General features: G+C 56.1%; 7 protein-coding genes. All 7 read right to left on the bottom strand.

Features of this window, described 5'->3' with window-relative positions; all coding sequences use genetic code 11:
• Positions 1–191: 191 nt before the first annotated feature.
• The gene (locus tag ARB25_RS09470) at positions 192–1,094 is read right to left on the bottom strand and encodes a sensor histidine kinase (protein ID WP_055287630.1); all 903 of its coding nucleotides are present in this window, start codon (positions 1,092–1,094) and stop codon (positions 192–194) included.
• A gap of 7 nt (positions 1,095–1,101) precedes the next feature.
• Positions 1,102–1,866 (bottom strand): ABC transporter permease, encoded by a 765-nt coding sequence (locus ARB25_RS09465; protein ID WP_055287629.1) that lies wholly within the window; start codon positions 1,864–1,866, stop codon positions 1,102–1,104.
• Positions 1,844–2,326, bottom strand: a complete 483-nt coding sequence (locus tag ARB25_RS10335) for a hypothetical protein (RefSeq protein ID WP_055287627.1) — start codon at positions 2,324–2,326, stop codon at positions 1,844–1,846. Before ARB25_RS10335 ends, ARB25_RS09465 begins: the two co-directional genes overlap by 23 nt.
• Complete coding sequence (locus tag ARB25_RS09455; RefSeq protein WP_216595144.1) at positions 2,310–3,014, bottom strand: PTS mannose/fructose/sorbose/N-acetylgalactosamine transporter subunit IIC; 705 nt, start codon at positions 3,012–3,014, stop codon at positions 2,310–2,312. The genes ARB25_RS10335 and ARB25_RS09455 overlap by 17 nt, the downstream gene beginning before the upstream one ends.
• 85 nt (positions 3,015–3,099) lie before the next feature.
• Positions 3,100–3,576, bottom strand: coding sequence for a PTS sugar transporter subunit IIB (locus ARB25_RS09450; protein ID WP_006235818.1), 477 nt, complete (start codon positions 3,574–3,576; stop codon positions 3,100–3,102).
• A 266-nt stretch (positions 3,577–3,842) separates the two neighbouring features.
• Entirely contained in the window at positions 3,843–7,157 is a 3,315-nt protein-coding gene (carB, locus tag ARB25_RS09445) for a carbamoyl-phosphate synthase large subunit (RefSeq protein ID WP_055287625.1), read from the bottom strand.
• A 1-nt stretch (position 7,158) separates the two neighbouring features.
• Positions 7,159–8,598, bottom strand: a complete 1,440-nt coding sequence (gene carA, locus ARB25_RS09440) for a glutamine-hydrolyzing carbamoyl-phosphate synthase small subunit (protein ID WP_055287623.1) — start codon at positions 8,596–8,598, stop codon at positions 7,159–7,161.
• Between the last annotated feature and the right edge of the window lie 301 nt (positions 8,599–8,899).

Here is an 8,899-nt window from a genome sequence, read left to right as displayed (position 1 = left end):
CGAGGCGGCATAGGATATCAACCGTATTCCAGATTCCAGGACGCCGGGCCGACTCACTTCGGATCGGGCGCTACACCAACTTTCTCGACATTACCTCCTATGGCTCATACTTTACCAAAGAGGTTTAGGATTTGTTTGAGAAAAGTCTAAGGAAAGTCTAAGGATGAAAAAAGAGCTGCCGAAGCAGCCCTTTAGAAATTAACAATGGGAAACACGATTTGAATTGCAAAGATACCATTTTGCAGAGAAGCCGAGATTTGCCCGCCCATACGGGTCACAAGTCTTTGAGCGATTGCCAGCCCCAGCCCGGTTGTCTTTTTTGTCCGTGACTGGTCGGTGGTGTAAAAGCGATCAAACAAATGGGGAATATCTTCCTGCTGAATACTGCTCGACGCATTTTTAACGGTTATGACCGTTTGAGCTTCTTCTAACGCTGCGGTGATCTGATAATTTCCCTCCCCGTGAACAAGCGCATTATAAACTACATTTGAGAAAATCCGGGTCAAGGCATCTGGATCGCCCCAAATGATAGCCGGTGAATTTGGTATGACGATATGGGGGACGCATTTTTTCTGTTCAAAATCGCCATAGTATGAGGCGACAACATCCCGAAGTACACTGTGTATATCTGTATTCCTGCAATTCAATTTCAGCTCGTCGGCCTCAATCCTTGCAAATTCAAACAGTTGATCGAGAAGCAGCTTTACAGCGGAAATTCTTTCTCCCGCAATCATCACATATTCTTTTTGCTCCCCGGTTAAATCTTGTTCCTGTAAGAGTTGGATATAGCCGTTTGCTGTTGCCAGTGGCGTTCGCAAGTCATGGGACAGACTGGTGATAGTATCCCGGAACAGGGTATCGCTCCGTTCGATTTCCTGCCTCATACCGCGATATTTTTTCAGAAGATGATTGATACTTGCAGCCAAATCCTGTATTGGCCCATCCGTTTTTTCCACCATGATTTCTGTTTGCGTATCCCGGTCTGTCAAAAAATCAATTTGCTTTTTGATTTTCCGAACCATTTTCCGCTGATAAATCAGTTTCAGAAGCAAAAACAGGGAAAGCATTGCCAACAAGATACATAGCACAATCATGCAGCTATCACCGCCTTTCCAAACCACGCAAATCCAACCTTTGAAACAGGGAGAATGAAATGGCTGTCGGTAAAAAAAGATATACTCCAAGTGTAACCAAAATGGGCATTAAATCCTCTCCAAAGGTATTGATCTGCAAGCTATGGGATAACCCTACCACCCAATACTTGTAGAGCGAATAATCCATATCCAATGCTGTACTTATCCTTGTGAGGTATAGATACAAAACCCCCAGCAGAAAAAATGCGGTAACCGTGACAATTATCCGATGCCGGAGCAGGTAACTTAACAGATTGAGAAATGCGGTGTACCCTAAAAAGCACAGACATTGAAGCAGAAGAAAGGCTCCGATTGCAGAAAACGAATATTCTATGTCATACCGGGATGCTCCCATTATCAGAATAGAAAAATATGCGATGCCAAAGCATACAAGCAGAAAAAATAAAACACAACCCCATGCGGCCAGCAGTTTTCCGAAGAATAGATGTACTCTGCTTGTACCTTTGGAAAGTACGATATTGTATGTGCCGGTATGAAAATCCTCTGTAAAGTACAGGCACAAAAAGAGTGTCAACGGAAAGATCAGGCTGTAATCTGAAAATAGAAACTCCGTGAACGAAACCAGTGATATAGCCGGAAACATACCATTTACCGAATTATGATAAAATGTCAGGGCAAGCGCAAAGACAAAAAAAGCAGCCAGTGCGAGGCAGGCCCAAAACAGGCGGTTTTTGCGGATACGAAATAACTCACTTTGCATCGTCTGGATCACTCTTTGCACCTCCTGTCATTTTCAAAAGATAGTCGGTCGGCTCCATACCGGCAAGCCAGATTTCCAATACCTCTATCCCGGAACGAACCAGCAGCGTATTGATTTCCCCGGATTGCTCATTGCAATGAAAAATTCTAATCAGGTCATGGCCCAACACTTCAAAATCCGGGAACCGCTGGCTTAAAATCGTAATAGCCCGTTCTAACTGTGGGGTTCTTATCTTTATGCACCTCTGGCAGCTCTCTTTCAATTCCCCAGCCGTAAGCTCACAAAGCAGCTTGCCATCTGCCATCACGCCATATTGGGATGCAACGTTCATTTGTCGGTCAAAGCTCCACATGATGTTGAGTGGAAAGCTACGCCAAAATAACGCCTTTAAGTCTTTCTTGGTTATTCTCTTATCGGTCGATTTATTTGACTCCGGCGAGAGCTCAAGAACATCATTAGAATTCGTTGTCATCGTCAACCTCCTTAGCGACCGCCGCACTGGCAGGCATAAAAATGTGAGCCATATTGAGAATCCCAATCAGGATCAGCGAAAACGCCACGATACCGATCGTCGGAATGTTTAGATAGGCACTCAGCAAGAAGCCTCCAAAGAATAGGAAGCTCAGCTCCTTGGTGGACAGGATTGACATAAGCTGCGCAAATCCAAGCGCGGGCAGAATACCCGTTGCGATCGTAAGCCCATTCGTAAGCCAATCAGGAATGGCGTCAATCAGTGCCTGAACAGCATCATTTCCAACGTAAAAAGCCACGCCGCAAATCAAGCCAAGCGCAATGATGTAGAGAATTCCATTGGTCCACATAGCGGCTGCAATCGTTTTGGGGTCGTCTTTTTCGGCGCCACGATCAGCCCAGACAGCCATAGGAGGCGTAACAACGCTATACATAAGGCTGTCAAACATGCCGGCAAGCACCGCAGTGGGCATAGCAATAGTCAGAGCGGTCTCGGGACCCGCACCCATAGTAATCGCAAAGGCTGTTCCCAAAACTGAACCAACAATTACGTTGGGCGGCACGGCAGCACCAACCTGCCAGACCCCCATGAACGCGAGTTCGAGCTGGAAACCAACAATAACGCCAGTCGGAATATCACCCAAAAAAATACCGACAATCGCTCCGAGGACAATCGGCCGCTCGACCATCGCAGTACCGAGTAAATAATCCGATTGACCTATCGCAGCGCAAGACCAACCAGAAAAGCTTGAAGCAGCATATTTCTCCCTCTTCCTACAAATCAAAACTTGTTACGATGCGTTTTTTCTCGCTAGCAACCTGCCTTACCTCGAACTCGATTCCATCAGCCATGGCTTTCTTAATTTCATTAATATCGGATTGGGAAAGGCGCACAGCAGGGCCAAGCTCCTTTACGCTATCCCCCAACGGTCGAGCGCCGCCTAAATTCACAGACGTTATTTTTGGACACGCACGCGCAACTTCACAGGCGTCATGTACATTTCCCGCAACAACAATTAGCTCGTATTTATCCACCGCGCTTCCGTTAAGGGCCACGATGGAATCTTCTACACTTTTGACAACCAATTTGGCATCAGCGGGTTTTGCAATTCGCAGCGCTTGAATTCGCTCTTTGCTTGCGGCGTACTCATCTGAAACCACAAGAATAGCGTTTGCTTCAAGCGTTGGATACCAAGAGAACACGGTCTGCCCATGCACTAACCGGCTATCGACGCGACACAGTTTAATCATTTTGCCCCTTTCTCGACTTGAACACAGACAATCATCCTTGACTGCTAATGGCATATTACGTCATATGATGTAATATGCCATTACATAATATCTTGAACGGTTGAATATCACCGCTAAATGGTATTTATCTCTAAAAACAGGAGGTGCAATCCGTCTAGACACAGTGCGTCGGGGCAAGAGGGGCCGAGTTTCCTCCTGAGCGACTCTGCTTGCAGCCGGAGCGAAGGGGGAAATTCGGCCCCCTCCGCCCCGGCCGGCCAGGTCAACTACACCGTGTACTGCGGCAGGTCCTGCAGGGCGATGACATCCATGCCCATGTCGTTGGCACTGCCGTGACCCTGCTGGTCCTCGCGCACGGCCTCGATGGCACTCACGTACGTGTTGGCGGCAGACATCGCCGTCACGCAGGTCACGCCGCGGCGCACCGCCTCGGTACGCAACAGATAGCCGTCGCCACGCGAACCCGGGCCGTACGGCGTGTTGATGATTACCGCGATCTTGCCATCGGCGATGAGGTCGCCGATGTTGGGACGCTCGCCGTCGTGCGGGCCGCTAATCTTCTCCACGACCTCGCACGTCACGTTGCCTCCACGCAGCACGCGCGCCGTGCCCTCGGTGGAGCAGATATCAAAGCCCAGGTAGCGCAGGATACGGGCGACCGAAAGGATATGACGCTTGTCGCGGTCGCACACGCTGATGAACACCTTACCGGCGCTCGGGTCGGGCAGCTTGTAGTCAATCGCCAGCTGCGTCTTGGCGTATGCCTCGGGATAGCTCTTAGCGATACCCATGACCTCGCCCGTCGACTTCATCTCGGGCCCCAGGATAACGTCAGCGCCCGGGAAACGACCCCAGGGCATAACGGCTTCCTTCATGCAGAACCAGTCCAGCTGGCGCTCGTCGCTCGGCAGGCCCAGGCTCGCGATGGAATCGCCTGCCATGATACGCGCCGCGCACTTGGCCAGCGGCACGCCGGTGGCCTTGGAGATAAACGGCACGGTGCGGCTCGCGCGCGGGTTTGCCTCGATCACGTAGACGGTCTCGCCCTTGATGGCATACTGCACATTGACCAGGCCGCGTACGCCCAGCGCCATCGCGATGCGGCGCGTGGTCTCGCGAAGCTTTGCCTGCAGGCTCTCGCTAAAGCTGAACGGCGGGATGCAGGTCGCAGAGTCGCCGGAGTGAATACCGGCCTCCTCGATATGCTCCAGAATGCCGCCGATGTAGACCTCTTCGCCATCGCACAGGGCGTCGACATCGGACTCGATCGCACCCTCCAGGAAGCGGTCCAGATACACCGGGTAGTCGGGGCTAATGCGCGCGGCCTCGGCCATGTAATCGCGCAGATGCTCGGCATCGTAGGCGATCATCATGCCGCGGCCGCCCAGCACGTAGCTCGGACGCACCAGCAGCGGGTAGCCGATATGCGCGGCCACGGCCTCGGCCTCCTCAAACGAGGTTGCCTGGCCCGCCGGCGGGTACATGATGCCCAGCTTGTCGAGCAGAGCAGCGAAGCGCTCGCGGTCCTCGGCAAAGTCGATGGCATCGGGCTTGGTGCCCATGATGCTGACGCCACTCTCCTCGAGCATGCGCGCCAGCTTAAGCGGGGTCTGGCCGCCGAGCGTCACCACGACGCCATCGGGGCGCTCAACGTCGATAACGTCCATGACGTCCTCGTAGGTGAGCGGCTCAAAGTACAGGCGGTCTGACGTGTCGTAGTCGGTCGAAACGGTCTCGGGGTTGCAGTTGACCATGATGGTCTCAAAGCCGCGGGCCGCCAGCGCGTAGCTCGCGTGCACGCAGCAGTAATCGAACTCGATACCCTGGCCAATGCGGTTGGGGCCGGCGCCCAGGATCATCGCCTTGGGCTTGTCCGCCGGCGTGGTCTCGTCGGGAGCCACGCACTTCTTGGCATCCGGGCTCGTGCGGTAGATGTTCTCGTACGTCTTGTAATGGTACTCCGTGGCACTCGAGAACTCCGCAGCGCAGGTATCGACCGTCTTCATGCTGGGAACCACGCCCAGACCCTTGCGATAGGCGCGCACAAAGCGCTCGTCCGAGCCGGTCAGCGCGGCGATCTCGGCGTCGCTCGTACCGTACTGCTTGAGCAGGCGCATCGCGTCGGCGTCGATATCCTCCACACGCAGGCCGCGGATGCTCTCCTGGACCTGCACCATATCGTTGATACGGTTGAGGTACCACGGATCGATACCGCAGATGGCATGGATGCGAACGATGTCCCAGCCACGGCGCAGGGCCTCGACCACAAAGAAGATGCGATGCTCGGTCGGGGTTGCCACGGCCTGAGCAAGCTCGTCGTCGCTCAGCTTATCGGCACCTTCCTTGCCACCGGCGCAAATGCCCTGGTGGCCATCCTCCAGCGAGCGCATAGCCTTGCCAAAGGCCTCCTCAAAGGTGCGGCCGATCGCCATAATCTCGCCCACGGCCTTCATGCGCGTGGTGAGTGTGGGGTCGGTACCCTTGAACTTCTCGAAGGCAAAGCGCGGCACCTTGACCACACAGTAGTCGATTGTGGGCTCAAAGCAGGCGGGCGTAGCCTTGGTGATGTCGTTGACGATCTCGTCGAGCGTGTAGCCCACGGCCAGGCGCGCGGCGGCCTTGGCGATGGGGAAACCCGTTGCCTTGGAGGCCAGTGCGGACGAGCGGCTCACGCGCGGGTTCATCTCGATGACGATCAGGCGGCCGGTCTGGGGGTTCACGGCAAACTGCACGTTGGAGCCACCGGTCTCGACGCCGATCTTCTCCAAGATGGCGAGCGAGGCGACACGCATGCGCTGATACTCCAGGTCGGAGAGGGTCTGCGCCGGCGCCACGGTGATGGAGTCGCCGGTATGCACGCCCATGGGGTCGAGGTTCTCGATGGAGCACACGATGATGCCGTTGCCGGCGTGGTCACGCATGACCTCCATCTCATACTCTTTCCAGCCCTCGATGGACTCCTCGACCAGCACCTCGTGGGCGGGCGAGAGCTCGAGGCCCTGGCTCACGATGGAGACGAGCTCCTCGTGAGTGTGAGCGATGCCGCCGCCGGCGCCGCCGAGGGTAAAGCTCGGACGCAGCACGCAGGGATATCCCACGCGCTCGGCGATGGCCTCGGCGTCGGCCACGCTGTAGGCATAGCCCGAGCGCGCGACCTCCAGGCCGATCTCGGCCATGGCCTCGTTAAAGAGCTTGCGGTCCTCGCCGCGCTCGATGGCGGCAAGGTCACAGCCGATCATCTCGACGCCGTACTTGTCGAGCGTACCGTCTTTCGCCAGCTCGACGGCGGCGTTCAGACCGGTCTGGCCGCCCAGCGTGGGCAGCAGCGCGTCCGGGCGCTCTTTCTTGATTACGCGCTCGATAAACTCGGCGGTGATAGGCTCAACATAGGTGCGGTCGGCCAAGCCCGGGTCGGTCATGATGGTCGCCGGGTTGGAATTGACCAGGATGACCTCAAAGCCATCCTCCTTGAGCACCTTGCAGGCCTGGGCACCGGAGTAGTCGAACTCACAGGCCTGGCCAATGACAATGGGGCCCGAGCCAATGACGAGGATGCGCTTGATGTCAGTACGTTTAGGCATATTAGTTCTCCTCGGTCTCAGCGGTCTCGGACTCAGCAAAGTTCCAGCCGGCAAGGCGGTCCTTCGCGGTGTCGATGTCCAGGTAGTTCTCCTCGCCGTCCATGAGTCGCGTAAAGGCGGTAAAGAGATAGTGGGCATCGGTGGGGCCAGGCGAGGCCTCGGGGTGGTACTGGACCGAGAAGCACGGTGCGTCGAGCAGCTGGATGCCCTCGGCGGTGCCGTCGTTGAGGTTCACATGTGTCAGGCGAATGCGACCAAAGCGCTCGTTCATCACGACCGGCGCGATTCCGCGGCGCACCCAGACGCGCAGATCTCCATCGGCCGCATGCTCGGTCTCGCCGCCGGAAAGCTCGGGGACAAGCTTGCCCAAGCTGGGGAACAGCAGGCCAAAGCCATGGTTTTGCGCGGTGATCTCCACACGGCGGCTTACCAGGTTCATAACCGGCTGGTTGCCACCGCGGTGACCGAACTTAAGCTTTTCCATCTGGGCGCCGCAGGCCAGGCTGATCATCTGGTGACCAAGACAAATACCAAAGACCGGCACCTTGCCGATCAGCTGCTGCACCTGCTCGTAGGTCTCCACCACGGCGTCGGGGTCGCCGGGGCCATTGGACAAAAAGACGCCGTCGGGATTCATGTCGAGCACCTCACTCGCGGGCGTGTCCCACGGCACGACGGTAAGGTCGCAGCCGGCGCGGACCAGCCCCTCCAGAATGCCGCGCTTCACACCGCAGTCGTAGGCGACCACCTTGTGACGGGCAGGAGCGGCAGCCGCAAGTGCAAAGTCATGCGTGGCAGGAAGGTCGACGGCGGTAAAGGCGTGGGGCTCAGGGCAGCTCACGGTCTTGACCAGGTTCTCGCCTACCAGCGCGGGCGCTGCGGCCAGACGCTCGGCAAGCTCGTCGACATCGAAGATCTCGGTCGAGATAATGCCCATCTTGGAGCCGTTGTCGCGCAGGTGGCGCACCAGGGCGCGGGTGTCGACGCCCTCGATAGCGACGATGCCGTGTGCACGCAGGTACTCCGGCACGCTGACGGCCGAGCGCCAGTTAGAAGGCGTGGCGCACATGTCGCGAACGATCATGCCGCGCATAGCCGGAGCGCTCGCAGGGCGCACGGCGTCGCCGGGGAAGGCCGACTGGACGTCGGTCTCGTCGATACCGTAGTTGCCGATCTGCGGATAGGTCATGGTTACGATTTGGCCGGCATAACTCGGGTCGGTCATGACCTCAAAGTAGCCCTCGAGCGAGGTGTTGAAGCAGACTTCGCCGGTCGCGGTGCCCTCGGCGCCACATGCACGTCCATAAAAAATGGTCCCATCCTCAAGATACAGGATGCAGGGACCACAGGTGCCCTTGCTGGTTTTGGCCAGCATACGCTGGCAAAGCTCGCTGGGCGCGAAGGTGCGGGCGGCAGCGCCCGCGGTATGGTTGTTCGCCATAGTTCTCCTTCCCGGTCTCACAGGACCGGCTTAAAGGTGTGTAGTTAGGCCTCGCGGTATTGTAACCGCAAGCATGCCTCATGGCGTTAATTTCATCGAAATGTTTACGAAATGATAATTATGACTTTCTATGCATAATGATTTTTTAATCCCCGTCCCAGAAAAATCATCCCGCGGGGCTTGTGGCTCACGCGGGATGATGGCCTCTTACTTTTTGGTTGATTTCCGATCTCAGCCGAACACATTGAGCTGATGGCTCGCTCCCGCAGTTAGCCGAACGCCCCCGCGGCCCCTCCTGGGG

Source organism: Collinsella aerofaciens (genome assembly GCF_001405375.1).
GTDB classification, from domain to species: Bacteria; Actinomycetota; Coriobacteriia; order Coriobacteriales; family Coriobacteriaceae; genus Collinsella; species Collinsella aerofaciens_F.
Note: the sequence above shows the minus strand (reverse complement) of the source record. Positions and strands in the feature narration are given on the sequence as shown.

What these genes read in the sequence shown, in the direction of transcription:
- carA (WP_055287623.1), bottom strand. Translation starts at nt 8,598, where the DNA reads ATGGCGAACAACCATACCGCGGGCGCTGCCGCCCGCACCTTCGCGCCC.
- ARB25_RS09450 (WP_006235818.1), bottom strand. Translation starts at nt 3,576, where the DNA reads ATGATTAAACTGTGTCGCGTCGATAGCCGGTTAGTGCATGGGCAGACC.
- ARB25_RS10335 (WP_055287627.1), bottom strand. Translation starts at nt 2,326, where the DNA reads ATGACAACGAATTCTAATGATGTTCTTGAGCTCTCGCCGGAGTCAAAT.
- ARB25_RS09470 (WP_055287630.1), bottom strand. Translation starts at nt 1,094, where the DNA reads ATGATTGTGCTATGTATCTTGTTGGCAATGCTTTCCCTGTTTTTGCTT.
- carB (WP_055287625.1), bottom strand. Translation starts at nt 7,157, where the DNA reads ATGCCTAAACGTACTGACATCAAGCGCATCCTCGTCATTGGCTCGGGC.
- ARB25_RS09455 (WP_216595144.1), bottom strand. Translation starts at nt 3,014, where the DNA reads ATGGTCGAGCGGCCGATTGTCCTCGGAGCGATTGTCGGTATTTTTTTG.